Here is a 26,676-nt window from a genome sequence, read left to right as displayed (position 1 = left end):
TATATTATGTACAACAAAGGCTATAAATGTTATAATAGAGATAATTCAATATAAAAGACCCATTTAAAGACAATTGGGTCTTTTATATTAGAGAGATATTATACCTAAATTGTATAATTATTAACAATAAATAAAGAGGTGGGAAGGATGAAACTAGATAATTTGACTTTTAAAGGAGGAGTTCATGTTCCGCACAATAAGGAATTGACATCGGGAATTCCCCTAAAAAGCGCAAAAGAGCCAGAAATGGTAGTTATACCTTTGCAACAACATATAGGAGCACCTTGTGAAGCTTTAGTCAAGGTTGGGGATGATGTAAAGGTAGGACAAAAAATTGGACAAGCAAAAGCTTTTGTTTCTGCTCCAATACATTCAAGCGTTTCAGGTACTGTTAAAAAAATAGCTCCTATGGTTTCACCAGTAGGTATGACTGTCAATTGCATAGTGATAGAATCCGATGGTGCCAATGAATTGGATGAAGGTATAAAACCAAAGGGCTCTTTAGACTCATTGTCTCCAAAAGAGATACTTGAAATAATTAAGGAAGCTGGTATTACAGGTATGGGTGGAGCTGGATTTCCGACTCATGTGAAACTTTCTCCACCACCAGAAAAGAAAATTGATACTATTATTATAAATGGAGCTGAATGTGAGCCATATCTTACTTCAGACCACAGACTTATGCTTGAAAGACCTGAAAAGGTTATCTTTGGTCTTAAAGCTATAATGAAGGCTGTAGGTGTTGAAAATGGGTTTATTGCTATTGAAAACAATAAACCAGATGCACTGAAAACTATACGTAAAGCCTGTGAAGGAGAAACAAATATAAAGGTAGTGTCTTTGAAGGCGAAGTACCCACAAGGAGATGAAAAACGTATTATAAATGCTGTAACTGGAAGATGTGTACCATCCGGTGGGTTGCCTATGGATGTAGGTGTTGTTGTAGACAATGTAGGAACAACTAATGCAATTGCTGAGGCAATACTTGAAGGAAAGCCTGTATATGAGAGAATAGTGACTGTAACAGGACAAGGAGTTAAAGAACCTCAAAACTTAATTGTTAAAATTGGGACATCCTTTAAAGAAGTGATAGAACAATGTGGTGGATACAATGGTATTCCTGGGAAAATCATCATGGGAGGACCTATGATGGGAATTTGTCAGTATACTGATGAAGTTCCAGTTATAAAAGGGACTTCTGGAATTTTAATATTGTCAGAAGAACAAGCAAACCCACAGCCTATATCACCTTGTATAAGATGTGGGAAATGTGTTGAAGTTTGTCCTGTAAATCTACAACCACTATATTTAAGCAAATATTCATTAAACAGAGATTATGAAAAGGCAGAAGAATTCAATGCATTGGACTGTGTTGAATGTGGGTCTTGTTCTTTTATATGTCCAGCTAAAAGGCCATTAGTAGAATCTATAAGAGTTGCAAAAAGAGAAATTATTGCAAAGAGAAAGAGAGCTTAAACTAGATAGGAGGAATCAAACATGGATAATACATTAATTGCTTCTTCATCACCTCATATAAGGTCAGAAGAGACTGTTAAAAGGATAATGTTAGATGTAGTCATTGCACTTTTACCTGCAGTGATTGGAAGTATATATTTTTTTGGATTTAATGCATTTAAGCTTATTTTAATTTCTGTTATTTCGTCAGTTGTGTTTGAGGCACTTATTCAAAAAGCATTTAAGAAACCAGTTACAGTAGATGATTTTAGTGCTGTTGTTACAGGGATACTTTTGGCTTTCAACTTGCCAGCTAGTGCACCTTGGTGGTTACCAGTTGTTGGTTCAGCTTTTGCAATTATTGTAGTAAAACAATTTTTTGGAGGTTTGGGTCAAAACTTCATGAATCCAGCGCTAGCAGCTAGAGCAATGCTTTTATCATCTTGGCCATCTCTTATGTCAACCTATGTAGCACCAGGACCAGATGCAGCTACTTCAGCTACACCATTAGCAATCATGAAATATGGTTTTTCAGATGCTGGAGCTTCAGCTTCTGTTGCAGAGGCAGGAAATGCACTACCAGCTCTTAAAGATATGTTTTTAGGAAATATAGCAGGTGCTATTGGAGAAACTTCAGCACTATTATTATTGATTGGTGCAGTATATTTGCTTATTAGAGGAGTTATCAGTTGGAGAATTCCTTTTGCCTATATAGGTACTACAGTTCTTATGCTTTTCTTATTTGGAGTTGAGGCTGAATATATACCTTATCATATATTTGCAGGTGGATTGATTTTAGGTGCGTTTTATATGGCTACTGACTATTCGTCTTCTCCAGTGACACCTTGGGGTCAGATAATATTTGGAATAGGAGCAGGATTCTTGACGGCTCTTATCAGAGTCAAGGGAGGATATCCAGAAGGTGTTTCTTATTCAATACTTCTTATGAATGTAGCTACACCACTTATTGAAAGGTTTACTAAACCTAAAGTATTTGGGGAGGTGAAGTAAATGAACGAGACATTAAAACTCGGACTCATTTTATTGCTAATCACATCTATATCAGCAGTAGTTTTGGGATTTTCAAACAATGTAACTTCAGTCAAGATTGCTGAAGCAGATAAAATTGCAAATGATAATGCTAGAAAAGAAGTGCTTCCTATTGCTAATGAATTTGAAGCTTTAGATGAAAACACTTTTAATGATATAGTATCATCAAATCAAGATGTTTTAGAGATATATATAGGAAAAGATGAAGGTGGAAATGTAGTAGGATATACTATAAAGACTATTTCAGGTGGGTTTGGTGGAGATATAGAAATAATGACTGGAATATCCAATGAAGATAAAATTACTGGAATGAAAGTATTAAACCATAGTGAAACTCCAGGACTTGGTGCAAAATCCACAACTCCAGAATTTCAAGATAGATTTAAAGATAAATCTATAGAAAATGAATTGGTAGTAGTTAAAGGTGTTTCATCACAGGATGCAGAAGTGGAAGCTATAACTGGTGCAACTATTACTTCAAATGCTGTGACAAGTGGAGTCAATATGGCGATAAAAGTATATAATGACAAATTGTCTAAATAAGAATGTACTCTTTGGAGGTGTAAAAATTGAAGTTATCTCAAGTATTTCATAATGGATTAATAAAAGAAAATCCAATATTTGTTCAACTTATAGGAATGTGTTCTACACTAGCTGTTACTACTTCTGCTGTAAATGGTATAGCTATGGGATTGGCAGTAACAGTAGTTCTAGTGGGTTCAAATCTTGTTATATCACTTATTAGAAATGTTATACCAGACAAGATAAGAATTCCATCATTTATTGTTGTTATTGCAACATTTGTAACAATAATTGATATGTTTTTGAAAGCTTATTCTCCAACAATTTATAATGCTTTAGGGCTATTTATTCCTTTGATTGTTGTTAACTGTATAATATTTGCTAGAGCAGAATCTTTTGCTTCAAAAAATGGTGTCGTACCATCTATAGTAGATGGATTAGGAATGGGGCTTGGCTATACTCTTGCATTGTTGATATTGGGTAGTATAAGGGAACTTTTAGGTGCTGGAACACTGTTTGGTCATCAAATAATGAGTGCTTCTTATCAACCAGCTTTAATTGCAATCATGCCACCAGGAGCGTTTATTATTCTTGGAATTTTAATTGGTATATTCAATAAGGTTAGAATGAAAAATGAGAAAAGAGAAAATGAAGCTGAAAACAATAAAGCTAGTATGGAAGCTTAAGGGGAGGGGGAAAACTAAATGTCTTTATTCACTATATTGATTAGTACTGTATTTGTAAATAACTATGTTTTTGCAAGATTCTTAGGTATATGTCCTTTTCTTGGTGTATCAAAGAAAACTGATACTGCCTTTGGAATGGGAGTTGCAGTAACTTTTGTTATTACATTGTCTTCTATTTTGACTTATATTATTCAAAAGACTATATTAGATAAATTAGGACTAGAATATTTACAAACCATTGTTTTTATATTGGTTATAGCTACATTGGTTCAATTTGTTGAAATGGTAATTAAAAAGACAAGTCCTACACTTTACAATGCATTGGGAGTATATCTACCACTTATAACTACAAACTGTGTTGTACTTGGTGTAGCAATACTAAATATTCAAGAAGGATACAATTTAATTGAAACTATTGTCAATTCAGTAGGAGCATCTGTAGGTTTTGCATTGGCATTGGTATTGATGGCTGGCGTCAGAGAACAATTAGAATTGGCAGATATTCCAGAAGCATTGAAAGGTTTTCCAATAGCTCTTATATCTGCGGGGCTTATGAGCATTGCATTTCTAGGGTTTAATGGACTTGTATAGGAGGTAAGAAAATGAGTACAATATTATATCCGTTATTAGTTTTAGGGGGACTAGGATTGTTGTTCGGTGTGATTCTTTCCCTTGCATCAAAGGCTTTTGCAGTTGAAACAGATCCAAAAGTTGAAGAGATAAGAAGTGTACTTCCTGGTGCCAATTGTGGTGCATGTGGATTTCCAGGTTGCGACGGTTTAGCTAATGCAATTGCTGAAGGAAAGGCTCCAGTTAATGGCTGTGCTGTTGGAGGTAAAGCAGTAGCTGATAAGGTTGCAGAAATCATGGGGGTATCAGGGCAAGATGCAGAAAAGATGGTAGCTAAAGTACTGTGTCAGGGTACCGATTGCAAGGCTATTAAAAAATATGAGTATACGGGGCTACAAGATTGTAAAGCTGCAAATATTGTAGCAGGTGGAAATAAAGGTTGTCAATATGGATGTTTAGGTTTTGGAACATGTAAGGATGTATGTCAATTTGAAGCTATAGAAATAATTGATGGTATAGCTAATATTGATCCTGAAAAATGTACTTCTTGTGGTCAATGTATAAAAGCTTGTCCTAAGGGAATAATTGAGCTTGTTCCATATAAGCAAAAAGTTATAGTTAAATGTAAGAGTAGTGAATTCGGAAAATCAGTTAAAGAAAAGTGTACTATTGGATGTATTGGATGCCAAATGTGTGTTAAGGCATGTCCTACAGATCCAAAGGCTATGCAATTTGAAAACAACTTGGCTCATATAGATTATGAAAAATGTATAAACTGCGGATTGTGTGCACAAAAATGTCCAACAGGCGCTATATGGAGCATGTTGAAAAAAAGAGAAGAAGTAAAAGAAGCTTAAAAAGACCTATAAAATAGGTCTTTTTTTCACATAAATTCATAAAAATTGTAACTTGTAAACCAAGAATATAAGTGGTAAACTTAATATGTGTATCTGTACACAAAAGAAAAAATAAAGGGTGTTTTTGTTGACAAAAGGGGATAAATATTTAATAATTTTTATTATAATAATAAGTGTAGTATCATTATTTTTTGTAAAAAGAGATATATCAAGTTATGATAAAAAATATTTTGTAATATCCGTTGATGGAAAAGAATATAAGAAAATATATTTTGGCCCAGAAGTAGTGGGAAAGCAAATTCCGGTTAAAACTGAATTTGGATATAATCTAATTGAAATAGGTGATGGAAAAGTAAGAGTCATTGAAGCAGATTGCCCAGACAAATTAGATGTAAAACAAGGTTATATTGAAAGGCCAGGAGAAGTTATAGTTTGTTTGCCAAACAGATTGGTTATTGAAATAAAAGGAGAAAATAAAGATAATGATATAGATTATATTAGTCATTAAGGTGAGTGTGGTATAGATGAAAAATTTAAGAAAACTTGTATTTTTGTCATTGTTAGTTTCTTTGGGGTTGGCACTTAGCATATTAGAGTCTTTTATGCCAATACCTTTTATTGCTCCTGGGGCAAAGTTGGGATTGTCAAATATGGTAGTACTCATCACACTTGTAGTGTTTGGTTTTAAAGAGGCTTTAGTTGTTGGAATACTTAAAAGCATACTTTTTAGTTTGGCCACAGGGAGCATTTCTAGTTTGTTTTATAGTTTATCGGGTGCAATTTTAAGTTGTATAACAATGTATATTGTATATTCCTATTTTCCCAATATATATAGTTTAATAGGAGTCAGTATTTTTGGAGCTGTAGCACACAATATAGCCCAAGTTTCTGTAGCTAGTCTTATGATGAAAAATTTAAAGATTTTTTCTTATTTGCCTGTTTTGTTGTTGGCTAGCCTTTTTACGGGCTATTTTGTAGGGCTATCTTCTATTTTTATAAGTAAAAATTTAAAAAAAAATTTTCCAAATAATTGTGATACAAGTAGAATATAGGTGATGTTATGAAAAAAATAGTATTGGCATCGGCTTCTCCTAGAAGGCGAGAGCTGATAGAAAAATACAATTTAAAAACTGAAATAGTTAAAAGTAGTATTGAAGAAAAAATAGTAGAAGGAGAATTGCCAGAACAAGTAGCTATGTCACTAGCTTATGAAAAAGCCTATGACGTATCTAAAGCGTTTCAAGATGAAGAAATAATTATAGGAGCAGATACTATAGTAGTTTTTCAAAATGAAATATTAGGTAAACCTAAAGATTATAAAGATGCTTTTTATATGCTAAAGAATTTAAGTAGCAGGACTCACTATGTAATCACTGGAATAGCAATTGTGAAGGCTAATACAAATGTAAAAGTAGTAGATTATGAAAAAACATCCGTTACGTTCAAAAGTTTGACAGATGATAAAATATATAGATACCTAAGCACAGATGAATATAAAGATAAAGCTGGAGCTTATGGTATTCAAGGGTATGGGGAGATACTTGTGGAGAAAATAGAAGGTTGTTATTCCAATGTAGTAGGTTTGCCAATTTCTAAATTGGAGATGCTTTTAGAAAACTATTTTGGTATTAGCTTATTATAAAATTATGAATGGGTGAGGATTATGGGGGAAAATTATACTATTAAGGATTTGCCATTAAGTGAAAGACCTAGAGAAAAATTGTATAAGTATGGAGTAAGTTCTCTGTCTAATGCAGAACTTATTGCCGTTATCATAAGGACTGGGAATAGAGAAGATACAGCTATTGAATTGGGACAAAGACTGCTCAGTATAGATAATACAGGAATTGGATTTTTGGCTGATGCATCTTTTGAAGAATTAACAAAGGTCAAAGGCATAGGAGAGTGTAAAGCTTCACAAATAATAGCTGCTGTAGAGTTAGGAAAGAGAATTTCAGCTCAAATAGGTGAAGAAAAGGTTAAAATCACTTCTCCTGCAGATATAGTTAATATACTTATGGAAGATATGAGATATTTAAAAAAGGAACATTTCAAGGCAGCTATACTTGACACCAAAAATCAAATAATAACTATAGAGAATATTTCAGTAGGAAATCTTAATTCTTCTATAGTTCATCCAAGAGAGGTATTTAATGCTGCTATAAGAAGGAGTGGAAATTCAATTATACTTATTCACAATCATCCCAGTGGGGACCCTACGCCAAGCAAAGAAGACATAAATATAACTAATAGGCTAATTGAGTCAGGAAATATTCTAGGAATAAAAGTATTAGACCATATTGTCATAGGAGATAATAAGTATATAAGTTTTAAAGAAAGAAATATAATATAAGATATGGAAGGAAGGAGCAAAAAATTATGGGATTATTCAGTGCTTTTACTAAAGATATGGGAATTGATTTGGGTACAGCAAATACTCTAGTATATATAAAAGGAAAGGGAATTGTTACGAGGGAGCCTTCTGTTGTGGCTATTCAAACCAATACAAAAGAAGTATTAGCTGTAGGTGAAGAAGCTAAGAAGATGATAGGAAGAACGCCTGGACATATTGTAGCTATAAGACCATTAAAAGATGGTGTTATTGCAGATTTTGATATAACACAAAATATGTTGAAATATTTTATTAGGAAAGCTAATCAAAAGAAATCTATTTTTCAACCTAGAGTAGTTGTATGTGTGCCTTCTGGTGTAACTGAAGTGGAAAAGAGAGCTGTTGAAGAAGCTACAATTCATGCTGGAGCAAGGGATGCGTATCTTATAGAAGAGCCAATGGCTGCAGCTATTGGAGCTGGTCTGCCAGTTCATGAGGCTACTGGTAGCATGATAGTAGATATAGGTGGAGGAACCGCAGAAGTAGCCATTATTTCTTTAGGTGGAATAGTGACTAGCAAATCTATTAGGATTGGCGGGGATGAATTAGACGAATCAATAGTTTATTATATAAAGAAAGAATATAGCTTGATGATAGGTGAAAGAACTGCAGAAGAAGTAAAAATAACTATTGGTTCTGCAGATGGCGGAAATAAGGAAACTAAAATGCAGATAAGAGGACGAGATCTCATAAGTGGACTTCCTAAAACTATTGAGGTTACTTCATCGGAAATTCATGAGGCTATGAAAGAACCCATATCAAATATTATAGATGCTATCAAATTTACTTTAGAAAAGACTCCTCCAGAATTGGCTTCAGATATTATGGAACAAGGTATTATGCTTACTGGTGGTGGTGCATTGTTAAATGGAATTGATAGACTCATAAAAAGTGAAACAGGAATGCCTGTTCATATAGCTGAAGATCCTCTTGATTGTGTAGCTATAGGTACGGGAAAGGCTTTAGAAAGTATAGAAATATTAAAGAAGACTACATCAAACAATAAAAGACTGGGTTAAGTGGTGATATATTATGTCAATGTTTAAAAAATATAAAGATAGAATGATAGTGACTATAGTTGCTATCATTCTCATCATTGTAATTGGGATGACGAGTAGTGGGAGACTTAAAATTACAGGTGTTGAAAAAGCTATAGGAAATATCATATCTCCAGTAGAAAAGGTTTTTTTTAATATAGGGAGATCTATTTCTAATGCTTTTAGTACCATAGCTAATATAGGAAAGATGAAAAATGAAAATGAAGAATTGAAAAAAGAAATTGTAAAATTAGAAGAAGAAAACATGAGATATGAAGATATCATTGCTAAATCTGATTTTTTAAAAAATGAATTAGAATTAAGAAAAAATACTAAATTTAATTTAATAGAAGCTCAAGTTATTGGGAAAGAGCCTGGAAATTGGTTTGATAGATTCATGATAGACAAAGGTCTTAAAGATGGAATAAAAAAAGGTGATACTGTCATTCAAGGTGTAGAAGTTGAGCAAAATATTGTCAAAGAAGGTATAGTAGGTAGAGTAGCTGAGGTAGGAGATAATTGGGCAAATGTGGTATCTATTGTTGATGAAACTAGTAACATATCTTTTAAAACTATAAGAACTCAAGATGGGGGAATAATATCTGGTAGTGTTGACAATGACTTAAAAGGATATCTTTTTGACAGTAAGGCAGATGTAGTGAAGGGAGACAAGCTATTTACATCAGGTCTTGGAGGAGTGTTTGTTAAGGATTTATATATTGGTGAAATAAATGATGTTGTCAAAAAAGATGAGGATTTGATGAAACAAATATCTATTACTCCTGCTGTCGATTTTAAAAAAATTTATAAAGTTTATATTATATCCAATAAATAGAAAAGAGGTATATGATTTGCAAGGATTTATAATGTTTATGATTGTTTTAGCAAATTTCATATTGCAAAGTACGGTTTTTCAATATTTGGGAATATTTGGCGTCATACCAAATACTACTTTGATAATAGTAGTTTGTATAGCTATTTTGAAAGGCAAAAAGGTTGGAGGAGTAGTAGGAGTTCTGGCTGGCCTACTTCAAGATATTATTTTTAGTACAACTATAGGTCCAAATGCTTTTGTATATTTTTTTATTGGATATTTTGTCGGTATGATAGAGCAAAAATTTTATAAAGAGAGCTCATTTATTCCTTTTATTTTTACTGCTATTTCCACGATTGTTTATCATGGCTTGTATTTTGTAGTCATTTATTTTCTTGGTATAAAAATTCATTTTCCACTTTTTTTAAAGAATGTTGTACTGATTGAAATATTGTATAATAGTATTTTAGCAATTCCTATTTATAAATGGTTTTCTAATATTTTTGTAGTTCCTTCTATACGTTTTGGCAGGAGATAGGAGTGAGGTGTTTTGAAATTCTTAGAAAAATTAAAAAATAGATACAATATAATTATGATAGTTATATCAGCTATGTTGGTAGTTCTTTTATTTAGATTGGCAACTTTGACTATAGTTGAAGGTGACAAATACAGAGAGATGTCTGACAATAAGAGGGTTAAGGAAATTGCTACAACTGCTCCACGTGGCGAGATTAGAGATAGATATGGGAGATTGCTTGCTGGAAACAAGCCTAGCTTTACTGTTCAAATTCTTAAGGATGAGTTAAATATAAAGGATAAGAAAAAGAAAAATGAAGTGATTTTGAATTTGATTAGACTTCTTGAAGAAGATGGTGTAGATTATATTGATGAATTTCCTATTGAATTAAATAAATTTAAATATATAGATGAAAATGACTATTCAGAGGATTTGTCTGATCCTGAAGATATGATTATAGATATTATAGTTGAAAAAAATTTGTTGAAAGAAATACTAAATACCTATTATATTGGAGATAATGAGGGACATTTTCAATATTTGACTGTAAATAAAGCAATTCATGCTCTTCAAAATAAAGGCTTAGAAGTGCCTATATTGACCGATTTCAATGGGGAAAATGTCTTGCTATCTTTTGATGAAACTAAAGATATAGATAAATGGAAGTTAGAAAACAATTTACCTCCCAATATAGAACCTAAAGATGCACTTTTAAGGCTTATAGATAATGACAAAAGCATTATAAGAAAAATAATAGATCATCCTATTTCTAGAGAATTGACTTACAATGTTTTAAGTAGCAAGGGTCTTATAAATAATATAAAAATGATCCCATATTCTCTTATTTATGAAGATGAATATATTGAACAAAAAAGAAGCCTTATGAGAAACTATAGTGGAATCACTATGGAATCCAGTGGTGAAGATGATTTTGTGAATATTGTACTGGATACAAATATAAAAGAATTGTTGGAAGTAGTAGTTGAAGAAATAGATGAAAAGGGGAACATTATTAAAAGAGTTGTACCTGGGGAAGTGCTCATTAGAAAAATTGAAGAAAGTGGAGAAAAGTGCCCAGTAACTTTTGAAATTGATGAAGAAACTAAAAGAGTGGTTTATAAATATGTAGATAAGTCATCATCTAAGGAGATTACTCCTATAAATTGTCTTATAGAACAAGGTAAAAAGACAAAGGCCATAAATGCCATGATTACCGATCAATCTATAAAGGCCACTGCTCAGGAAATACTTTTAGAAAATGGCATAAACCCCAAGATATCTGTATCAAATTTAGAATATGTATCAATTAACGATAAAAAAGATTGGTATAAAAGATTTAAAATACCCGAAGATTATGATGTTGATAAAGCATTTAACTATTTAAGGGATAATTTCAAGATAAGTGATAAATTGAGTAAGTATGAGATAAGGTCTATGTTACTTATATATGATCAATTGAGTAAGCAAGGATATATGGCTTATAAGCCAATAAATATTGCCTATGGTATAAAAAATACAACAGTAGCTAAAATTGAAGAAGGCGGCATGGATCTTCCGGGTATAAGTGTTTCAATTGAGCCGGTACGATATTATCCTATGGGAAGTACTGCAGCGCATATATTAGGATATATAGGGAAGATATCTCAACCAAATGAAATTAAAAAATATATTGATGGGAAAAAGTATTCACCAAGTGATTTAATTGGGAAAACAGGAGTTGAAGAAAAGTTTGAGGATAAACTTAAAGGTAAAGACGGTACTAAAAAGGTTGAAGTAGATGTTCTCGGAAATACTATTAATGTTTTAGATGAAAAAAAAGCTATACCAGGAAACAATTTATATTTGACTATAGATTCTGAACTTCAAAAAGTAGCTGATGAGTCTCTAAAATATGGGCTTGAACAAATTCGAGCTGGTGGTTTATATGAGAGTAAATGGGGAAATTATAAATTTGGGACAAATAAAAAGGAAAGAAGACCTTATGTAAATGCAACATCTGGAGCATTAGTTGCAATTGATGTAAAAACGGGAGAAGTATTGGCCATGTCAAGCTACCCTTCTTATGATCCAAATTTATTTGCAACAGGTATTTCTAGTGCTGATTGGGCTAGCCTTTTCCCAGAAAACGATGAAGACCCATTGGCGCCAAGGCCACTTTACAATATTGCTACTCAAACGGCCATTCAACCTGGTTCTACATTTAAAATGATAACGGGTTTAGCAGCATTAGAAAATGGGTTTAGCCCTACAAAGACCATAAGAGATATGGGCTATGTAGATATTGGAACTAAGAGATTCGGCTGTTGGCTATGGAACAGTCATAGAGGAACTCATGGGGCAGAAAATCTTTATGATGCATTGAAAGATTCTTGTAACTATTATTTTTATTCACTGACCCTCGGTAAAAATCCTCGAACAGGAGAGGGTTTGGGCATGAAGGTTGATATTGAAGATATTGTACGATTATCTAAAGAATTTGGTATGAATGATAAAACGGGAATAGAGATAGATATACCTAGTGAGGCTCATGGTGGAGTTCCAGATCCAGAAAGAAAAGTTGCAAATACAAAGGCTACTTTGAAAAGATATTTAAATCAAAATTTTACAAAATACTTGAAATCTGATATGTTCTTGTCAGAGGCTGAAATCAAAAAAGATATAGAAGAAATAGTTAGTTGGCTTGAATGTGAAGAGCCTCTTACAAGGGGAGAAGTGTTTAGACGATTGGACAAGATGGGAATAGATCCTGAAAAAAAATTAGATGGTGAAAGAGAAGGACTTGTTGATAAGATAAAATATTCTTATTTAGATCAAGCTGGATGGAGTGTAGCAGATACTTTGAATATTTCAATAGGTCAAGGGCAAAATGCTTATACACCAATACAGATGGCAAATTATATAGCTATATTAGCTAATGGAGGATATAGGCACAATGTAAGTGTAGTGGATAGTATTAAGAACTATGACAACACGAAAACTATATATGAAGGAGAAAGAGATAAAGAAAAAGTACAATTAAATAACTATGAAAATTTGGAACATGTAAAATTGGGAATGAGAAAAGTTGTCACAGAAGGTACCGCCAAAAGCACTTTTTCAGGTTTTCCAATATCAGTAGCTGCAAAAACTGGTACAGCACAAAAGAGTGGAAGAAATCCTGCTACGGGTGCTCTTTACGACGATTTTGCTTGGTTTGTTGCTTTTGCACCTTATGAAGATCCTGAAATTGCAGTTGCTGTAGTGTTGTTCCAAGGTGGAAGTGGAGGATACGCAGGACCTATTGCTAGAGATATAATAGCTGAATACCTTGGGTTGAATAAAGAAGAAGTAAAAGAAAAATTGCCCTTTACAACTGAATTGGCTAGGTAGAATACCTTCCAATTCAGTTTTTTTCAATAAAAAGAAGGAATTAAAGATAATATGAAGAATATAAACAATGAAAGTTTTCTGGAGGTAATAAAATGAATCAAGATCTAGTAGTGTTCAAAGGAACTCAAGATGGTGTATATATCTACATAAAGGACGGAAGTTTCAATTCAATAAAAAAGGAATTAGATAAAAAACTAAAAAAATCAATATCATTTTTTGAGGGGGGACAAATAATTGATTTTAAAGGTAGAAGGCTTTCAGAAGATGAAAAAAGTGAATTGAGAAGAATAATAAAAGACAAATATAAAATAAAAATTGCAGAAGAAGTAAAAGAAGAAGATAATTTTGAAAAAGAAGAAATTTTTAAGGGAATAGGGGAAGGAATGACAAAGTTTATAAAAACTACATTGAGATCTGGTCAGTTCATTCACTATAAAGGTAATGTGGTTATATTTGGAGATTTAAATCCTGGTTCAGTAGTTGAAGCTTGGGGAAATATCATAGTATTAGGAACATTGAGAGGTATAGCTCATGCTGGAAGCAATGGAAATAAGGAAGCTATTGTTGCTGCATTCCATCTTCAACCTACTCAACTTAGAATTGCAAACTTTATTGCTAGATGCCCAGATGAAGAAAATGTAGATGAATCTAAATGGCCAGAAATAGCTAAAATAGAAGGTGAAGAAGTAGTCATTGACACATATTTACCGAAAAAATAAATTGAAGAGGAGGCAGGAAAAATATGGGAAAAACAATAGTCATAACTTCAGGCAAAGGGGGAGTTGGTAAAACTACTACTACAGCCAATATTGGGACTGGACTTGCAATGCTTGGAAACAAAGTTGTAGTTTTAGATGCAGATATTGGATTAAGAAATTTAGATGTAGTCATGGGATTAGAAAATAGAATAGTTTATGACTTAGTAGATGTAGTTGAAAAAAATTGCCGATTAAAACAAGGACTTATTAAGGACAAGCGTTATGATAGTTTATATTTATTGCCTGCAGCACAGACAAAAGATAAAAATGCCGTAAAACCTGAACAGATGTTAGAGCTTACTAATGAATTGAGGGAAGAATTTGATTTTGTTTTAATTGATTCTCCTGCTGGTATAGAACAGGGTTTTCAAAATGCAATTGTTGGAGCTGATGAAGCTGTAATTGTTACAACACCTGAAATTTCAGCAGTGAGGGATGCAGATAGAGTTATAGGTCTTTTAGAAGCAAAAGGTTTACATAATCCGAAGCTTATCATAAATAGAATTAGACCAGATATGGTTAAAAAAGGTGATATGATGAATATAGACGATATGATAGATATATTGGCTATAGATCTATTAGGTGTTGTTCCTGATGATGAAGCCATAGTTATTTCTACAAATAAAGGTGAACCTGTAGTTACTGATGAAAAAGCTATGTCTGGAAAAGCATACCAAAATATTTGTAGAAGGATATTAGGAGAGGAAGTGGAACTTCTAAATTTTGACTCTGAAGAAGGAAAATTTTCTAGGATAATGAAAATTTTGTTTGGTAAATAAAAGGGGGAATTTCCTTGGATTTGTTAAAAATTTTTTCTAAGAACAATACAAACAGCAAAACAGTAGCAAAAGAAAGATTAAAACTAGTACTTATAAATGATAGGGCAGATATTTCTCCTAAGTTTATTGAAATGCTTAAGAGTGATATAACTAGGGTTGTATCTGAATATATGGTAATAGACGAAGAGGGATTTGATATAAAGCTTACTAGAACTAAAAGAGAAAGCGATGATGCTCCTATACCTGCTTTGGTTGCTAATATACCGATAGTGAAAGTAAAGGACAAGAATATAAAATAAGGTTTCCAAGTTTATTTAAAAACTAAAACAAAAACAATGTTGACTTTATTGGTCTAACTTTGTATAATATATATCATAGTATACTATTTCAGTCTAACTTTAATAGTTAAATATTATATAAAGATCTAGGAGGGGACAAATGAAAAATAAATATTTAGCATTGATTTTGGTTTTAGTTTTGGTTTTAGCTGTATTTTCAGGTTGTTCTGACAAAGAAGCTAAAGCTCCAGTAGAAGAAGATAGTGAAGAAACTGCATCAAGTAATTTGAAAGACGGAAAGTACTTAATTAAAATGCCAGTTAGTGATCATGGAAATTATCCAATGGCAACTTTAGAAGTTAAAGATGGAGAAATTATTTCATTTGATTACAATGAATACTTAGCAGATACTGGTGAAGAAAAGAATGAATCAAACTATAGCTACAAAGAAGGATTAGAAGTTCTTAAAAATTTAAATGAACAGTTTATGGAAAAGAAAGATGTTGACAGTATCGACTATGATGCAGTATCAGGAGCCACTCACACAAAAGCAAGTTTTAAAGAAGTTGTAAATGCTTTGTTAGAAAAAGCTGAAAAAGGTGAAACATATGAACCTGTATTTAAAGATGGGGAATATGAAGCTAAAGCTGATGAAGCTTCTCATGGTTGGTTAGCTCAAATTAAGATAGTTGTTAAAGAAGGAACTATCGTAGGAGTAAATTATGAGGAAGTAGCAGTTGAAGATATGGAGGGGCAAAAGGTCGTAGTTGATGAAGAAAACAAACCTGTCATGGGTGACGATGGAAATCCAAAGACAGAACCAACACAAGTAAAAACTGGAGATATTAAATCAATGGAAAACTATGCTTATTTGCCATCGCTTGATACAGCTGCAGAATTTGAAAAACAAATTATTGACAACAATGGAGTAGAAAATTTAAATCTAGATGCAATATCAGGGGCAACTCATACTAGAGATAATGTCGTAAGTTTAGCAACAAAAGCGTTAGAAAGTGCGAAATAGTATAAATTGGATTATAGTAGAAAACCCTAACATATGTTAGGGTTTTTGAATTTTCAGGAAGAAAGGGATGAATATGAAGTATAAATTTAAAACAGTACTTGCTCTTATTGTACTCATTTGTCTATGCATAGTGAGTACAGGATGCGAAAGACAGATTGTGAGTGAGCCAATATCAAAAACGGAATTCATGATGGATACAGTCATCACTATAAAGTTATATGACAGCAAAAATGAGAAAACACTTGAAGAAGCATTTGATAGATTGAGACAAATTGAAAACAGAATGAGTAAGACTATAACAGATAGTGATGTAAGTAAAATAAATCAAAATGCAGGCAAGAATCCAGTTAAAGTTCATGGAGATGTATATTATGTTCTAAAAAAATCCATAGAATTTGCCGAATTGACTGATGGAGCCTATGATCCTACCATAGGTCCACTGGTAGAACTTTGGAATATTAAAGAAGAAGGAGAAAATGAAGTTCACTTAATTCCAGAAAAAGAAAAAATATATGAGGCTATGAACAAGGTAGATTATAAAAAACTGGAATTGTTAGATGACAACAATGTTTTCTTAAAAGAAGAAGGAATGATACTAGATTTAGGGGGAATAGTTAAAGGGTATGCTGCCGATGAAGTTAAAAAGATTTTGAAGGATAAAGGTATAAATAGTGCAATAATTGATTTGGGAGGCAATATTTATGCTTATGGAGAAAAACCCAAAGACAAATATTGGAAAATAGGAATTCAGAATCCCTTTGAATTTAGAGGAAGTTATGTTGGTATCATGAGTGTAGTTGATAGTTCTATAGTTACGTCAGGAGACTATGAAAGATATTTTGAAGTAGATGGTAAAAGGTATCATCATATCATTGATCCCAAAACAGGTTATCCAGCAGAAAGTGGATTGTCTGCAGTAAGCGTTGTGACTAAGAATTCAATAGATGGAGATGCTCTTTCTACATCTCTTTTCATACTGGGAAGAGAGAAAGGTACTGAACTAATTAAAAAACTTGGAAACGTTGATGCAATTTTTATAGACAAAGATGGTAAAACTTACATTTCTCCTGATTTGAAAGATAAATTTGAGTTAAAAAATGAAAAATTTAATATAATTAATAATGAATATTAATGAGAATAAAACCCACCTATTATAAATATCATATTAGTAGATATTAGGTGGGTGATATTATGAGAAAAAAAGCTAATACAAAAAAACGTATAAACTATAAGAAATTTTATAAAGATAAAAGTTTTTATAAAAAGCAATTAAATAGGCTAATTGCTGTTATTATTATTTTAATTATTTTGATGCTTATGAAAAAGATAAATACTAAATTTACGAACGATGTCATAAGGATTGTAAATGAAAATATAAATTATGAATTTAGCTTTAAAGAAGATGGTAAAAAGATGTTAGAAAAATCAAAAGTAGCTTTGAAATTACCAGAAAAGATAATTTCAGTATTTAAATTTAATGATGATAAAGGTGGAGTTGTGCCACCTGTTGAGGGAAAAGTTTACAAGCCTTTTGGAGAATTGAAAAACTCTAAAGGTAAATACAACCAGGGAATAGATATCATACCGGAAAATGGCAACAATATTTCATCTATTGGTGATGGCGTTGTTAAGAGTATAGAGGAGAAGAATAGTCAAGGATATTATGTGATGATTAAATACGATGATTACGAAGCAATTTATGGACATTTAAATGAAGTAGATATATCTGTTGGAGATACTGTTTCTAAAGGTGAAAAAATTGGTTCTTTGGGAGATTTTAGCGGGGGAAATAGATATCTGCATTTTGAGATATGGAAGGATGGAAGTCCTATAAATCCAATTGATGTTGTAAGATTAAATTGAAAAGCAGCTTTGCTGCTTTTTTTTAGGCAATTATATTAAAAGACTATTAAAAAAACATAAAAAGTGGTAATATAATACTTACAGAAAAATTACGAAAGGTGATTACATGATTGATTTAGAAAAACTAGAAAGAGTACTAAATAGAGTTGAAAAACCAGCAAGATATATAGGTATGGAACAAAATATGATAAAAAAAGATTTAAGCAACATGAATGTAAAGTTCGTCTTTGCATTTCCAGATGTATATGATGTAGGAATGTCTCATTTAGGTCTTCACATTCTATATAATCTTTTGAATGAAAGGGAAGATTATTGCTGTGAAAGAGTTTTTGCTCCATGGATTGACATGGAAGAAGAAATGAAAAAAGAAGGTATACCGCTATTTTCATTAGAAAATAAAGAACCAATAAAAAACTTTGATTTTGTTGGTTTTACTTTGCAATATGAAATGAGTTATACAAATATTATAAATATGCTTCATCTTGGAGATATTCCTATATTTTCAAAGGACAGAAATGCTCTAGATCCTTTTGTTATAGCAGGTGGACCTTGTGTGTATAATCCAGAACCATTAGCAGATATAATAGATATATTTGTTATAGGAGAAGGGGAAGAAGTTACTTTTGAGATACTTGATGAGTATAAAAGATGGAAAGAATCAGGACTGGATAGGGATGAGTTTTTAAAGAGCATTGGTGGTATCCAAGGTGTATATGTTCCCAAATTTTTTAGTGTGGAATATAATGATGATTTTACTATAAAATCTATAGAGCCCAATATTCCAGGTGTACCACAAAAAATAAAAAAAAGAATTATCAAAGATTTAGATAGTTCTTATTATCCTGAAAAAATGCTAGTCCCTTATATAGAAACTGTACACAGTAGAATAGCTCTAGAAATATTTAGAGGATGTACTAGAGGATGTAGGTTTTGTCAGGCTGGCATGATTTATAGGCCTGTAAGGGAGAGAAACATAGATACATTGGTAGAACATTCACAAAAATTGGTGGAATCTACAGGATATGAAGAAATATCTCTTATTTCATTGAGCTCTTGTGATTATTCTGAATTAGAAGTTCTCATTAGACAGCTTATGAGTAAATATGATGATAAAAAAATAGGCATATCTCTTCCTTCATTGAGATTAGATAGTTTTACACAAGAAGTTATTCAAGAGATAGAAAAGGTGAGAAAAACGGGACTTACTTTTGCACCAGAAGCAGGTAGCCAAAGACTTAGAGATGTTATCAACAAAGGAGTTACAGAAGAAGACTTGGAAAGGGCTGTTACCTATGCTTTCAATGAAGGCTGGTCAAGAGTGAAATTGTATTTTATGATTGGATTACCTACAGAGACTGGTGAAGATATTTTTGGGATAAAGGAATTGGGATATAAAGTTAAGGATATATTTTTTAGTACACCAAAGGATAAGAGAAGAGGAAACTTTAGTGTAACTGTCAGTACATCTTGCTTTGTTCCAAAACCTTTTACGCCTTTTCAATGGGTTGGACAGAATACTATAGATGAGTTCAATAGAAAAATAAATATATTGAAAGATTCTATTAGAGATAAAAAAGTTGTATACAATTATCATGATCCAGACTTAAGCTTTTTAGAAGCAGTTCTGGCAAGGGGAGATAGAAGACTTTCGAAGGTATTAGTTAGTGCTTGGGAAAAAGGTTGCAAATTTGATGGCTGGTCAGAATTGTTTGATTTTGAAAAATGGATGAAAGCTTTTGAAGAAACGGGTATTGATCCAGATTTTTATGCCATAAGGGAGAGAAACTTTGAAGAAATACTTCCATGGGATTTTATTGATCCAGGAGTATCAAAAGCTTATCTGATAAATGAATATAAAAAGGCACTAAATGGGGAATTGACAAGAGATTGTAGACTTGGTTGTACAGGATGCGGTATAAATAAAAGTTTTACAGGTGGTGTGTGCAATTGATTTTAAGAGCTAAATTTACAAAAGAAAATTATTTAAAATATATTTCCCATCTAGATACAATGAGACTTTTTCAAAGAGCATTTAGAATAGCTGATATTCCTATAAAATATTCAGAAGGATTTAACCCACATCCTAAATTTTCTATAGGTTCAGCTCTTTCTTTGGGTATATCAAGTGAAGGGGAATATATGGACATAGAATTAGAAGAAAAAATGTCAGTAGAAAAATTTATTGAAAGAATGAATAAGGCATTGCCAGATAATATGAGGATTGTAAAAGGAAAATATGTAGATGGAAGTTCATCCATTTCTTCTATTATTTCTTGGGCATTTTACAATATATCTTTTGAGTTAGAAAATGGACTTACTCATGAAAAAGTGCAAAGCGAAATAGAGAAAATTTTGTCTTTAGATGAAATAATTGTAAAAAAGGAAAAGCGAAAAAAAGGTAGAATATATGAAAAAGAGGAGAACATTAGAGAACAGATAGGAAATTTAAATTTCAAAGATTTGAAAGCTAGGAAAATTGAAATTGAAGCTTTATTGAAAACTGGAGATAGTGGGAATTTAAAGCCTATAGATTTTTTGAAAGCTTTAGAAAAATATACAGATATAAGGATAATATATGATACTGTTAAAATTCATAGGATAGAACTATATAGTGAAAAAGATAACAAGATAGAAAGTCCATTAGTTTAGGAGAGATAATATGAGCCTAATACTTGTAGATGTAAAGGAAAATGTAAATCGTATAGCTATAAAGCAAGATGATAAACTGGTTGAGTATTATATAGAAAAAAGTGAAGAAAAGACACTAGGAAATATTTATAGAGGAAGAGTAGTAAATGTATTGCCAGGAATGGAGGCTGCTTTTGTGGACATAGGACTTGAAAAAAATGCTTATTTATATTTGAAAGACGCACTTCCTAAAGGCATGAGAAATCAAAGGGATATGTCTATTAATGAAGTTGTAAAAAATGGACAAGAGATAATTGTCCAAGTAATCAAGGAATCTATTGGTACAAAGGGGCCTAAAGTGACTACACATATTACTATACCAGGTAGGTATACAGTTCTCACTCCTTATTCAAATAAGATAAAAATTTCTAGAAAAATAAATGATATAGATGACATAGAAAGACTTTTGAGTATAGGAAAGGAAATTCAAAAAGATAATATGGGAATTATTTTGAGAACTATATCTAAAGACGTTGAAAAAGAGCAAATAGAAGAGGATATGAATATTTCAATAGAGTTGTTTAAAAAGATAGAGAGGGAAAAGAATTTTTCACCATGTCCAAAGCTTATTTATAAAGAAATGGACATGGTGCACAGAATTGTTAGAGATGTATTTATAAATTCTTTTGATAAATTGATTATAAATGATAAAGAAAAATATGATAGTATCGTGTCTTCTATTAAACATATATCTCCTGAGTTGAAAAACAATATGGAACTGAGACTTGGAGAGGATATTTTTAAATCTTTTAATATTGAAGGAGAATTAAAAAATGCTTTTAAAAGAGAAGTTCCGTTGAAAAGCGGAGGATATATAGTTATAGATGAAGCAGAAGCTTTGACAGCTATTGATGTAAATACTGGTCATTATATAGGCAATTTAAGTTTAGAAAATACTGTAGTTAAGACTAATTTAGAAGCAGCAGAAGAAATAGCTAGGCAATTGAGACTTAGAGATATAGGTGGTATAATTATAATTGATTTTATAGATATGGAAAAGGAAGCTAATGCAAAAATAGTTTTAAAGAGATTAGAAGAAGAGTTGATGAAGGATAGAACTAAAGCTATTATTGTGGATATAACTAAATTAGGACTTGTAGAGATGACTAGAAAAAAAGTAAGAAATAGATTATCTTGGGATTTTATAAAAACTTGTACTCATTGTCAAGGAAGAGGTAAAATACTTGATTATGGATGTTGACAAAAATGAAAATTTTTGATAAAATACTACTTTGTAAGTAGCCGCTCAATGTGGGTTTTAAAGCACAGTCACCTGACATTGGCGAGACTGGATAGGGGAGGTGCAATAGGAATGTATGCTGTAATTGAAACAGGTGGAAAACAGTATAGGGTACAAGAAGGAGATACTATATTTGTTGAAAAGTTAAATGTAAATGAAGGGGAAAAGATCAATTTTGATAAAGTACTTTTCATTTCAAAAGAAGATAATGCTGAAGTTGGCAAGCCTTATGTTGAAGGAGCAAAAGTAGAAGCAACAGTTTTAGAACAAGGCAAAGCAAGAAAAGTTGTAGTATTTAAATATAAGTCAAAGAAAGATTATAGAAAGAAACAAGGCCATCGTCAACCATACACAAAAGTTAAAATTGAAAATATTTTAGGATAATTAAAATGATCAATGTAAAGATTTATAGAGATTCAAACGGAAATATTTTCAAGTATACTGTAGAAGGCCATGCTGGTTATTCAACTAATGGAAGTGATATAGTTTGTGCAGCTGTATCCATGCTTACACAAACTACTTTAATTGCTTTAAATGAAGTTTGTAAAATTGATGAAGAAGATATAGACTATTTTATAGATGATGAAAAGGGAAAGATGAGTGTAGCTATTCCTAAAACTCTGCAAAGTGAAAAGTTATATTCTGCCAATATAGTATTGAAAACTATGGAAGTTGGAATAAAAGCTTTGATTGATAGCTATCCTCGATATATTACTCTCAAATATGGGGAGGTGTAATGAAATGATAAAATTGAATTTACAATTATTTGCTCACAAAAAAGGAGTAGGTAGTTCAAGAAACGGCCGTGACAGTCAAGCAAAGAGATTAGGCGTTAAAAGAGGAGATGGCCAATATGTTTTAGCTGGAAATATTATAGTTCGTCAAAGAGGAACTAAGATTCATCCAGGTACAAACGTAGGTAAAGGTAGCGACGACACACTATATGCAAAAGTAGATGGTGTAGTTAAGTTTGAAAGAAAAGGTAAAGATAAGAAACAAGTTAGTATTTATCCAGTTGAAGAACTAGCATAGACATAAAAGCGGCTTACCGAAAGGTAAGCTTTTCTGTTTTTTGAAACCCGTATTTTTCTATGTAGCCTAAAATTAGAGGAGGAATGGAAAGATGGAAGAGACAAAATATGTCAAATATATGAGTGATAATTTTAGGGCTCAACGTCATGATTTTATGAATTATTTTCAAATTCTTTATGGATATATACAGCTTGGGAAAATAAATGAGGCAAATGAATATATAAAGGGAATTATGGAATTAAATAAAAATATGAGTAAGGCCTATAGTATATCTTTATTGAAAGTAAGTATACTTTTAGATAAGATGGTTAGGGAGTTTAGTGATATTGATTGTATTGTAGAATTAGATATAAAAAAATATACAGATTATACTTTGAGAATGGTAGACAATGAGGATGATATAGTGAATTTATTGGGGAAAATATTTGCTTACTATATGGAAAGAGAAGAAGCTTACAAAGATAAAATACATATAAAAATTGAAGAATTTGAGGATAGAATAAGTTTTTTATTTGTGGGAGAAGATAATATTGCTGAAGTTTTGGAAGAAACAAGAGGGTTTAATTTTGAAATAGTAGAAGAAGGCACTGGTTTTACTTTCACATATGTAAATCCTATAGACATTTTAGAGGAAGAATAGTATTGACAGGTAAAATAGAATTGGTATAATTAAATTACTATTACAGAAAGGTACAATAGGGATGATATTATGTTTATAGATATAGCTAAAATACGTGTTAAGGCAGGCAAAGGCGGAGATGGAGCAGTTGCCTTTAGAAGAGAAAAATATGAACCTTCCGGTGGCCCATATGGCGGAGATGGTGGAAATGGCGGAAGTATCATACTACAAGTGGATAATAGTATAAGGACTCTTATGGATTTTAAATATAAGAGAAACTATAAAGCGGAAGATGGAGAAAATGGCAAGACAAAAAAACAATATGGGAAAAAAGGTTCTCATTTAGTATTAAAAGTTCCTTTAGGAACTCTTGTAAAGGATGGAGATTCTGAAAAGGTCATTGCAGATCTAAAAGAAGAGGGTCAAACCTTTGTCATTGCGAAGGGTGGAAAAGGGGGAAAAGGAAATGCTAAATTTGCAACTCCTACTAGACAGGCCCCTAGATTTGCTGAAGCAGGTGAAAAAGGAGAAGAGCGGTTTATAATTCTTGAATTAAAATTATTAGCTGATGTAGGATTGATTGGTTTTCCAAATGTCGGGAAATCAACTCTTTTGTCTGTGTTATCTTCTGCAAAACCTAAAATAGCTAATTATCATTTTACTACACTTACACCAAATTTGGGTGTTGTAAAAGTTGATGATGGTAAGAGCTTTGTTATTGCAGATATTCCAGGGCTTATAGAAGGTGCCCATGAAGGAGCAGGACTTGGACATGAATTTCTTCGTCATGTAGAGAGAACTAGATTGTTAGTTCATTTGGTTGATGTTTCAGGTATTGAAGGAAGAGATCCTCTAGAGGATTTTTATAAGATAAATGAGGAATTAGAAAAATATAGTTCTAAATTATCTGAAAAACCTCAAATTGTGGTAGCAAATAAAATGGATTTAAATACATCAAGTGAATACTATGAAAATTTAAAAGAAGAATTAACCAAAGAGGGTTATGAAGTTTATCTTATATCTGCTGCTACTAGAAAAGGAGTAGAAGCACTTAAATATGCTATATGGGATAGACTTGTAGATATTGAGACAAACTATGAAACATTTGATGATATAATTGAAGAATATGAAGAAGTAAAAGACATAGAAGATGGTATAATAGTTAAGTATGAAGATGGTATGTATATTGTTGAAGGGAGTTTTATTGAGAAGCTACTATACTCAACAAATTTTGAGGATATAGATTCTAGTAGATATTTTCAAAATACACTTAGAAAGAGGGGAGTAGTAGATGAGCTCAAAAAGCTAGGAGTGAGCGAAAATGATACAGTATTTATTTGTGGTTTCGAATTTGAATTTTTTGAATAAAAAATGGAGGTCAGAAAAGGAAAATGGACTGCTTGAACTGTGGAAATTGCAAGGAAAATCAACCAACTTATTATTGCCTAGCTAGGAATGAAGTTGTTATAAATGAAAATTATGTACCAGAAGATAAGGAAAGGACTGGTTGGAAAAAGGGAACTAAAAATTATGAAATTCACAGAAGAAAAACCAGAAAAGAAGTAGAAGTATAAAAGGAGTGTATTAATTGTTAACTGGAAAACAGAGGAGTTACTTAAAAGGCATTGCAAATGGTATTGATCCCATTTTTCAAATAGGTAAAAATGGAGTCAATGACAATTTAATAAAACAAGTAGATGATGCTCTTGAAGCTAGAGAGATTATTAAAATAAATGTTTTGAACAATAGTTTACTAAACACAAAAGAAGTAGCTAATCAAGTAGCTGAATTGACAAATGCAGAGTTTGTTCAAAGTATAGGAAATAAATTCGTATTATATAGGGAATCAAAGGACAAAAAAAGAATAGAACTACCATAAGATTGGCACAGCCAATCTTTTCTGTTTTGGAGGGAGGAAACAATGAAGACTAAAATAGGAATTATGGGGGGAACTTTTGACCCAATTCATTTAGGTCATTTGATATTGGCAGAAGAGACAAGAGTACATTTTAATTTAGATAAAGTGGTATTTATTCCTTCAGGTAGACCGCCACATAAAAATTGGGATGATATAACTGAGCCTTATGACAGATATGAGATGACACTACTAGCTACAAATGACAATCCATATTTTTTTGTATCTACTATGGAGATTGAAAGAGAAGGTCTTACATATACTGTAGATACAATAAAAAGATTAAAAAAAGAAAATAAAGATGCTGAGTATTATTTTATTACAGGGGCAGATTCTTTGGTTGATATATATAAATGGAAAAATCATGAGGAGCTACTTAAATTATGCAAATTCGTCACTGTCAAAAGGATAGGAATTCCAAATAGCGAATTAGAAAATTTGATAGACAAAATAAATAAAGAACATAGAGATACTGCATATTTACTTACTATACCATATATTGATATATCTTCTACAGGGATAAGAAATAGAGTCAAAAGAGGAAAATCTATCAAATATTATGTACCTGAAGAAGTTGAAAGATACATAAAAAAGAAGAAATTATATATAGAATAATATTGGAGGAATTTTAAATGGTTGAGGATTGGGCTTATGAGAAACTAAAAGAAGATATAGGGGAAAAGAGGTATATACACTCTCTTGGTGTTATGAATACAAGCATGGAACTTGCTAAGATTTATAAAGTAGATGAGGAAAAAGCTAAAATTGCAGGGTTGTTTCATGATTGTGCTAAATTTAGAGAAAAAAGAAATTTATTGAAAATGGCTGCCGAGTTTGATATAATTTTAGATAATGTTATGGAAAACAATGTAGAACTTATACATGGGCCTTTGGGTGCAGAAGTTGCAAAACATATATATAATATTTATGATGAAGAAATACTTAGTGCAATTAGATATCATACCACTGGAAAAGAAAATATGAGCATTTTAGATAAGATTGTGTTTATAGCTGATTATATTGAGCCAAATAGGAAATTTGAAGGGGTAGAGGAAGTTAGATGGTTGGCTTATAGGGATTTAGATAAGAGTTTGATAAAAGCTATGGATAATACTATTGTATTTGTAGTAAAAAGTGGAGGTCTTATCCACTTAGATACTATTAAAGCAAGAAATTATTTAAAAATAAGAGAGGATTTGGAGTGAGGTCCT

The 26,676-nt window shown here is 31.8% G+C and carries 32 protein-coding genes; all 32 read left to right on the top strand.

Annotated features, from left to right (window positions below):
- The first annotated feature begins 147 nt into the window (after window positions 1-147).
- The 32 genes from rsxC to yqeK all read left to right on the top strand — a co-directional run bounded on the left by rsxC (window position 148) and on the right by yqeK (window position 26,670).
- Complete coding sequence (gene rsxC, locus BUA21_RS04000; protein ID WP_072743395.1) at window positions 148-1,476, top strand: electron transport complex subunit RsxC; 1,329 nt, start codon at window positions 148-150, stop codon at window positions 1,474-1,476.
- A gap of 21 nt (window positions 1,477-1,497) precedes the next feature.
- Window positions 1,498-2,466 carry an RnfABCDGE type electron transport complex subunit D gene (locus tag BUA21_RS03995; RefSeq protein ID WP_072743394.1) on the top strand — a complete coding sequence of 323 codons (969 nt, stop codon included), beginning with the start codon at window positions 1,498-1,500 and terminating at the stop codon, window positions 2,464-2,466.
- Window positions 2,467-3,048, top strand: a complete 582-nt coding sequence (locus tag BUA21_RS03990) for an RnfABCDGE type electron transport complex subunit G (RefSeq protein WP_072743393.1) — start codon at window positions 2,467-2,469, stop codon at window positions 3,046-3,048. It begins immediately after the preceding gene.
- A 26-nt stretch (window positions 3,049-3,074) separates the two neighbouring features.
- Window positions 3,075-3,713, top strand: coding sequence for an electron transport complex subunit RsxE (gene rsxE, locus BUA21_RS03985; protein ID WP_072743392.1), 639 nt, complete (start codon window positions 3,075-3,077; stop codon window positions 3,711-3,713).
- An 18-nt stretch (window positions 3,714-3,731) separates the two neighbouring features.
- The gene (gene rsxA / locus BUA21_RS03980) at window positions 3,732-4,304 is read left to right on the top strand and encodes an electron transport complex subunit RsxA (RefSeq protein ID WP_072743391.1); all 573 of its coding nucleotides are present in this window, start codon (window positions 3,732-3,734) and stop codon (window positions 4,302-4,304) included.
- Window positions 4,305-4,315: 11 nt separating this feature from the next.
- Complete coding sequence (locus BUA21_RS03975) at window positions 4,316-5,140, top strand: RnfABCDGE type electron transport complex subunit B (RefSeq protein ID WP_072743390.1); 825 nt, start codon at window positions 4,316-4,318, stop codon at window positions 5,138-5,140.
- A 127-nt stretch (window positions 5,141-5,267) separates the two neighbouring features.
- Window positions 5,268-5,648, top strand: coding sequence for a NusG domain II-containing protein (locus BUA21_RS03970; protein ID WP_072743388.1), 381 nt, complete (start codon window positions 5,268-5,270; stop codon window positions 5,646-5,648).
- Between the two features lie 16 nt (window positions 5,649-5,664).
- Window positions 5,665-6,192, top strand: coding sequence for a Gx transporter family protein (locus BUA21_RS03965; protein WP_072743386.1), 528 nt, complete (start codon window positions 5,665-5,667; stop codon window positions 6,190-6,192).
- Between the two features lie 8 nt (window positions 6,193-6,200).
- On the top strand, window positions 6,201-6,782 hold the full coding sequence (locus BUA21_RS03960) for a Maf family protein (protein WP_072743384.1): 582 nt from the start codon (window positions 6,201-6,203) through the stop codon (window positions 6,780-6,782).
- A 21-nt stretch (window positions 6,783-6,803) separates the two neighbouring features.
- Entirely contained in the window at window positions 6,804-7,493 is a 690-nt protein-coding gene (radC, locus tag BUA21_RS03955) for a RadC family protein (RefSeq protein WP_072743382.1), read from the top strand.
- 26 nt (window positions 7,494-7,519) lie between these two features.
- Window positions 7,520-8,551 carry a rod shape-determining protein gene (locus BUA21_RS03950; protein ID WP_072743380.1) on the top strand — a complete coding sequence of 344 codons (1,032 nt, stop codon included), beginning with the start codon at window positions 7,520-7,522 and terminating at the stop codon, window positions 8,549-8,551.
- 13 nt (window positions 8,552-8,564) lie between these two features.
- A complete protein-coding gene (gene mreC, locus BUA21_RS03945; RefSeq protein WP_072743378.1) occupies window positions 8,565-9,404 on the top strand; it encodes a rod shape-determining protein MreC in 840 nt (279 codons plus the stop codon).
- Between the two features lie 16 nt (window positions 9,405-9,420).
- A complete protein-coding gene (gene mreD, locus BUA21_RS03940; RefSeq protein WP_072743376.1) occupies window positions 9,421-9,921 on the top strand; it encodes a rod shape-determining protein MreD in 501 nt (166 codons plus the stop codon).
- Between the two features lie 12 nt (window positions 9,922-9,933).
- A complete protein-coding gene (locus BUA21_RS03935; protein ID WP_084604126.1) occupies window positions 9,934-13,269 on the top strand; it encodes a penicillin-binding transpeptidase domain-containing protein in 3,336 nt (1,111 codons plus the stop codon).
- 92 nt (window positions 13,270-13,361) lie between these two features.
- Window positions 13,362-13,988, top strand: a complete 627-nt coding sequence (gene minC / locus BUA21_RS03930; protein ID WP_072743375.1) for a septum site-determining protein MinC — start codon at window positions 13,362-13,364, stop codon at window positions 13,986-13,988.
- Between the two features lie 23 nt (window positions 13,989-14,011).
- Window positions 14,012-14,806, top strand: a complete 795-nt coding sequence (minD, locus tag BUA21_RS03925) for a septum site-determining protein MinD (protein WP_072743374.1) — start codon at window positions 14,012-14,014, stop codon at window positions 14,804-14,806.
- A 14-nt stretch (window positions 14,807-14,820) separates the two neighbouring features.
- Window positions 14,821-15,105: a cell division topological specificity factor MinE gene (minE, locus tag BUA21_RS03920; RefSeq protein ID WP_199229036.1), complete on the top strand. Its 285-nt coding sequence runs from the start codon at window positions 14,821-14,823 to the stop codon at window positions 15,103-15,105.
- Between the two features lie 139 nt (window positions 15,106-15,244).
- Window positions 15,245-16,108, top strand: coding sequence for an FMN-binding protein (locus BUA21_RS03915; RefSeq protein WP_072743372.1), 864 nt, complete (start codon window positions 15,245-15,247; stop codon window positions 16,106-16,108).
- Window positions 16,109-16,175: 67 nt separating this feature from the next.
- Window positions 16,176-17,240: an FAD:protein FMN transferase gene (locus BUA21_RS03910; protein WP_084604125.1), complete on the top strand. Its 1,065-nt coding sequence runs from the start codon at window positions 16,176-16,178 to the stop codon at window positions 17,238-17,240.
- Between the two features lie 59 nt (window positions 17,241-17,299).
- A complete protein-coding gene (locus tag BUA21_RS03905) occupies window positions 17,300-17,971 on the top strand; it encodes a murein hydrolase activator EnvC family protein (protein ID WP_072743371.1) in 672 nt (223 codons plus the stop codon).
- Between the two features lie 106 nt (window positions 17,972-18,077).
- Entirely contained in the window at window positions 18,078-19,922 is a 1,845-nt protein-coding gene (locus tag BUA21_RS03900; RefSeq protein WP_200796500.1) for a TIGR03960 family B12-binding radical SAM protein, read from the top strand.
- Window positions 19,919-20,620 carry a TIGR03936 family radical SAM-associated protein gene (locus BUA21_RS03895; RefSeq protein WP_072743370.1) on the top strand — a complete coding sequence of 234 codons (702 nt, stop codon included), beginning with the start codon at window positions 19,919-19,921 and terminating at the stop codon, window positions 20,618-20,620. The genes BUA21_RS03900 and BUA21_RS03895 overlap by 4 nt, the downstream gene beginning before the upstream one ends.
- Window positions 20,621-20,630: 10 nt before the next feature.
- Window positions 20,631-21,860, top strand: coding sequence for an Rne/Rng family ribonuclease (locus BUA21_RS03890; protein ID WP_072743369.1), 1,230 nt, complete (start codon window positions 20,631-20,633; stop codon window positions 21,858-21,860).
- Between the two features lie 111 nt (window positions 21,861-21,971).
- A complete protein-coding gene (rplU, locus tag BUA21_RS03885; RefSeq protein ID WP_072743368.1) occupies window positions 21,972-22,283 on the top strand; it encodes a 50S ribosomal protein L21 in 312 nt (103 codons plus the stop codon).
- 5 nt (window positions 22,284-22,288) lie between these two features.
- A complete protein-coding gene (locus BUA21_RS03880; RefSeq protein WP_072743366.1) occupies window positions 22,289-22,636 on the top strand; it encodes a ribosomal-processing cysteine protease Prp in 348 nt (115 codons plus the stop codon).
- 4 nt (window positions 22,637-22,640) lie between these two features.
- A complete protein-coding gene (rpmA, locus tag BUA21_RS03875; RefSeq protein WP_072743364.1) occupies window positions 22,641-22,931 on the top strand; it encodes a 50S ribosomal protein L27 in 291 nt (96 codons plus the stop codon).
- A gap of 91 nt (window positions 22,932-23,022) precedes the next feature.
- Window positions 23,023-23,571 carry a Spo0B domain-containing protein gene (locus BUA21_RS03870; RefSeq protein ID WP_072743362.1) on the top strand — a complete coding sequence of 183 codons (549 nt, stop codon included), beginning with the start codon at window positions 23,023-23,025 and terminating at the stop codon, window positions 23,569-23,571.
- Between the two features lie 69 nt (window positions 23,572-23,640).
- Complete coding sequence (gene obgE, locus BUA21_RS03865) at window positions 23,641-24,918, top strand: GTPase ObgE (RefSeq protein WP_072743360.1); 1,278 nt, start codon at window positions 23,641-23,643, stop codon at window positions 24,916-24,918.
- 23 nt (window positions 24,919-24,941) lie between these two features.
- Window positions 24,942-25,124, top strand: a complete 183-nt coding sequence (locus BUA21_RS03860) for a hypothetical protein (protein WP_072743358.1) — start codon at window positions 24,942-24,944, stop codon at window positions 25,122-25,124.
- Between the two features lie 14 nt (window positions 25,125-25,138).
- Window positions 25,139-25,429 carry a ribosome assembly RNA-binding protein YhbY gene (gene yhbY, locus BUA21_RS03855; RefSeq protein ID WP_072743356.1) on the top strand — a complete coding sequence of 97 codons (291 nt, stop codon included), beginning with the start codon at window positions 25,139-25,141 and terminating at the stop codon, window positions 25,427-25,429.
- Between the two features lie 42 nt (window positions 25,430-25,471).
- Window positions 25,472-26,080: a nicotinate-nucleotide adenylyltransferase gene (nadD, locus tag BUA21_RS03850; RefSeq protein ID WP_072743354.1), complete on the top strand. Its 609-nt coding sequence runs from the start codon at window positions 25,472-25,474 to the stop codon at window positions 26,078-26,080.
- 17 nt (window positions 26,081-26,097) lie between these two features.
- A complete protein-coding gene (yqeK, locus tag BUA21_RS03845; RefSeq protein WP_072743352.1) occupies window positions 26,098-26,670 on the top strand; it encodes a bis(5'-nucleosyl)-tetraphosphatase (symmetrical) YqeK in 573 nt (190 codons plus the stop codon).
- Window positions 26,671-26,676 lie beyond the last annotated feature (6 nt).

The sequence above is a fragment of the Sporanaerobacter acetigenes DSM 13106 genome, assembly GCF_900130025.1.
Taxonomy (GTDB): Bacteria; Bacillota; Clostridia; order Tissierellales; family Sporanaerobacteraceae; genus Sporanaerobacter; species Sporanaerobacter acetigenes.
Note: the sequence above shows the minus strand (reverse complement) of the source record. Positions and strands in the feature narration are given on the sequence as shown.

Excerpts from the sequence above, each read along its gene's own strand:
- rsxC (WP_072743395.1), top strand. The coding sequence starts at position 148 with ATGAAACTAGATAATTTGACTTTTAAAGGAGGAGTTCATGTTCCGCAC.
- BUA21_RS03995 (WP_072743394.1), top strand. The coding sequence starts at position 1,498 with ATGGATAATACATTAATTGCTTCTTCATCACCTCATATAAGGTCAGAA.
- BUA21_RS03990 (WP_072743393.1), top strand. The coding sequence starts at position 2,467 with ATGAACGAGACATTAAAACTCGGACTCATTTTATTGCTAATCACATCT.
- rsxA (WP_072743391.1), top strand. The coding sequence starts at position 3,732 with ATGTCTTTATTCACTATATTGATTAGTACTGTATTTGTAAATAACTAT.
- BUA21_RS03975 (WP_072743390.1), top strand. The coding sequence starts at position 4,316 with ATGAGTACAATATTATATCCGTTATTAGTTTTAGGGGGACTAGGATTG.
- BUA21_RS03965 (WP_072743386.1), top strand. The coding sequence starts at position 5,665 with ATGAAAAATTTAAGAAAACTTGTATTTTTGTCATTGTTAGTTTCTTTG.
- BUA21_RS03960 (WP_072743384.1), top strand. The coding sequence starts at position 6,201 with ATGAAAAAAATAGTATTGGCATCGGCTTCTCCTAGAAGGCGAGAGCTG.
- radC (WP_072743382.1), top strand. The coding sequence starts at position 6,804 with ATGGGGGAAAATTATACTATTAAGGATTTGCCATTAAGTGAAAGACCT.
- BUA21_RS03950 (WP_072743380.1), top strand. The coding sequence starts at position 7,520 with ATGGGATTATTCAGTGCTTTTACTAAAGATATGGGAATTGATTTGGGT.
- mreC (WP_072743378.1), top strand. The coding sequence starts at position 8,565 with ATGTCAATGTTTAAAAAATATAAAGATAGAATGATAGTGACTATAGTT.
- minC (WP_072743375.1), top strand. The coding sequence starts at position 13,362 with ATGAATCAAGATCTAGTAGTGTTCAAAGGAACTCAAGATGGTGTATAT.
- minD (WP_072743374.1), top strand. The coding sequence starts at position 14,012 with ATGGGAAAAACAATAGTCATAACTTCAGGCAAAGGGGGAGTTGGTAAA.
- BUA21_RS03915 (WP_072743372.1), top strand. The coding sequence starts at position 15,245 with ATGAAAAATAAATATTTAGCATTGATTTTGGTTTTAGTTTTGGTTTTA.
- BUA21_RS03910 (WP_084604125.1), top strand. The coding sequence starts at position 16,176 with ATGAATATGAAGTATAAATTTAAAACAGTACTTGCTCTTATTGTACTC.
- BUA21_RS03905 (WP_072743371.1), top strand. The coding sequence starts at position 17,300 with ATGAGAAAAAAAGCTAATACAAAAAAACGTATAAACTATAAGAAATTT.
- BUA21_RS03900 (WP_200796500.1), top strand. The coding sequence starts at position 18,078 with ATGATTGATTTAGAAAAACTAGAAAGAGTACTAAATAGAGTTGAAAAA.
- BUA21_RS03890 (WP_072743369.1), top strand. The coding sequence starts at position 20,631 with ATGAGCCTAATACTTGTAGATGTAAAGGAAAATGTAAATCGTATAGCT.
- rplU (WP_072743368.1), top strand. The coding sequence starts at position 21,972 with ATGTATGCTGTAATTGAAACAGGTGGAAAACAGTATAGGGTACAAGAA.
- BUA21_RS03880 (WP_072743366.1), top strand. The coding sequence starts at position 22,289 with ATGATCAATGTAAAGATTTATAGAGATTCAAACGGAAATATTTTCAAG.
- rpmA (WP_072743364.1), top strand. The coding sequence starts at position 22,641 with ATGATAAAATTGAATTTACAATTATTTGCTCACAAAAAAGGAGTAGGT.
- BUA21_RS03870 (WP_072743362.1), top strand. The coding sequence starts at position 23,023 with ATGGAAGAGACAAAATATGTCAAATATATGAGTGATAATTTTAGGGCT.
- obgE (WP_072743360.1), top strand. The coding sequence starts at position 23,641 with ATGTTTATAGATATAGCTAAAATACGTGTTAAGGCAGGCAAAGGCGGA.
- BUA21_RS03860 (WP_072743358.1), top strand. The coding sequence starts at position 24,942 with ATGGACTGCTTGAACTGTGGAAATTGCAAGGAAAATCAACCAACTTAT.
- nadD (WP_072743354.1), top strand. The coding sequence starts at position 25,472 with ATGAAGACTAAAATAGGAATTATGGGGGGAACTTTTGACCCAATTCAT.
- yqeK (WP_072743352.1), top strand. The coding sequence starts at position 26,098 with ATGGTTGAGGATTGGGCTTATGAGAAACTAAAAGAAGATATAGGGGAA.